Source organism: Duncaniella muricolitica (genome assembly GCF_910574735.1).
Lineage (GTDB): Bacteria > Bacteroidota > Bacteroidia > Bacteroidales > Muribaculaceae > Duncaniella > Duncaniella muricolitica.
In genome coordinates, this window is record NZ_CAJTCF010000147.1 from 1 (window position 1) to 2,490 (window position 2,490).

At 43.1% G+C, this 2,490-nt stretch carries 1 protein-coding gene; it reads left to right on the forward strand.

Annotation, left to right across the window (positions count from 1 at the left end):
* The first annotated feature begins 564 nt into the window (after positions 1-564).
* A complete protein-coding gene (locus QGT73_RS17155; RefSeq protein WP_280120656.1) occupies positions 565-2,376 on the forward strand; it encodes a reverse transcriptase domain-containing protein in 1,812 nt (603 codons plus the stop codon).
* Positions 2,377-2,490 lie beyond the last annotated feature (114 nt).

Genomic DNA, 2,490 nt, shown 5'->3' on the forward strand with positions numbered 1-2,490 from the left:
GGTGCGCCAGTCAAGGTAGTGTCTTAATAGTCCCTTTGGCAAGGATTAGGCAAGTGTTCTTTGAAAATGACCTATCATCACCGACTTATCTGTCCAACGAAAGACGGCAGGGAGTGTAGCACGTCGGTACAACTATAAGTCAGTTAGTTACCAAACTGCGACTGAATAGCGATGATAAGACAAGTATGAGGGTAAAGCCCGAATTGGTTGAATGATAATCTAAGTGGTCCGTGTAGTAGGCTATGACGTAAGGTAACTATGGAAACAACCACAAGAAGTTTCTAATCGTCATACTGCATCACTCTCTTTGCAGTCGTAGCGTAGGGAGAGCAGGAACTTGGTGCAGCGCAACTGTAATATACAGGAACAGGTGGAAGTCATACCCGACAACTTGTCAAGCCAATAGTTAAGGCACTATAAACTGGGATTGCCTAAACTGTCAGCATCCGCTGACAGCATGGTAACGGAGTCTCCGCAGTAGTCCGAGCGAGGGAAAGCCTCGTACATGGCGAAGGGAGACAGTGGAGATTTTTAATACAATTAATGAATGAAGTGTGAGACTTTATGAGAAATTCAACAAACGTATTAAACAGTCTATACAAACATTGCAAGGACTTGGATTACAAGTACGAGCGTCTGTATCGTATTCTTTACAACAAGGATATGTATGCTGTCGCGTACCAACGTATTGCCCCTAAGCAGGGTAATATGACGGCAGGCACTGACGGCAAAACCATTGACGGAATGAGCATCGAGCGCATTGACAGACTGATAGAGTCATTGAAAGATGAAAGCTATCAGCCAAAACCGTCAAGGAGGGAATATATTCCCAAGAAAAACGGTAAAATGCGTCCACTCGGCATACCATCTATAGAGGACAAACTGTTGCAGGAAGTGGTGAGGATGATTCTTGAGGCAATCTACGAGGGACAGTTTTCTGATTGTTCCCACGGCTTCAGACCTCAAAGAAGTTGCCATACCGCAATGGAACAGATTTCAAAGTCTTTCTGTGGAGCCAAATGGTATATCGAGGGCGATATTAAAGGATTTTTTGACAACATTAATCACGATGTCATGATTAAAATCCTTGAAAAACGCATTGGCGACTGCCGTTTCATCCGATTAATCCGTAAGTTTCTCAACGCAGGTTACATTGAGGATTGGCAATACTTCAAATCTTATGACGGAACACCGCAGGGTGGAATCATAAGCCCGATACTTGCCAACATATATCTTGACCAGCTTGACAAATATATGGAGGAGTATGCCTCAAAATTCGACAAAGGTGTACGCAAGGAGGTGAGCAAACTATACAGACACTACCAACGTAAGAAAGGACGTGCAAAAGTAGCTCTTAAGAAAGCCACGACCGCAGAGGAACGAAACGAGGCTCTTCGCCTCGTCAAGATGTATGACAGTCTCATGATGGTGACTCCTGCGAAAAACGAGGGAGACACCAATTACAAACGATTGAAATACGTTAGATACGCAGATGATTTCCTATGTGGCGTGATAGGCTCTCGTGAGGATGCAATCAAGATTAAAGCGGACATAAAAGAATACCTTGAATCCAAATTAAGATTGGAATTATCCGAAGAGAAGACCCTTGTCACCTACTCAAATAATCCTGCGAAGTTTCTCGGCTTTGAAATCCGAAACAGAAAATGTGCGGAAACACGCAGAGACACACTCGGTAGAAAGAAAAGGTCTCGGAATAAAACGGTTGAGATTCGTATCCCTAAAGATACGGTCAAGAAAAAGCTTCTCGATTATGACGTTGTGGAAATAAAGAAACACAACGGTAAAGAAATCTGGAAGCCGAAAGCAAGACCCGAACTCAACTTTAACGATGACCTTGAAATTCTTCAAAGATACAATTCTGAAATAAGGGGTTTCTACAACTATTTCGGAATTGGTGTCAACTGCGCTAAGCAGATGAACAATTTCGGATACATTATGGAATACAGCATGTATAAGACTTTTGCCGCAAAATATCGTAGCAAGGTTACAAAGATATGTCGCAAATACAAGAAAGACGGCATTTTCACCGTGAGCTACCAAGGCAAGAAAGGAAATACTATCGAAGCTAAATTCTATAATGGTGGCTTCAAAAGGCTAAAGCCATCAAAGGACAGTAGAATTTCAACTCTGCCGAACTTCATAATGCACACAAGCACCACAAGCCTGATGGACAGGCTTAAAGCACAAAAGTGTGAATTATGCGGGGCAACCGACAGACTCGAAATGCATCATGTAAGAAAACTCAAAGGACTCAAAGGAAAAGAGCCTTGGGAAAGAATGATGATTGCACGTAGAAGAAAAACGATTGCACTGTGCAGTAGTTGTCATAAGAAAGTTCACAATGGCAAGGCATAGACTGAATATCAAAACGGAGAGCCGGATACGCTGGAAGGTGTACGTCCGGTTCGGAGGCGAGTATTTGGAAACCGGTCATGATTATATGACACGGCGCCGGGTGCTTAGCCTACA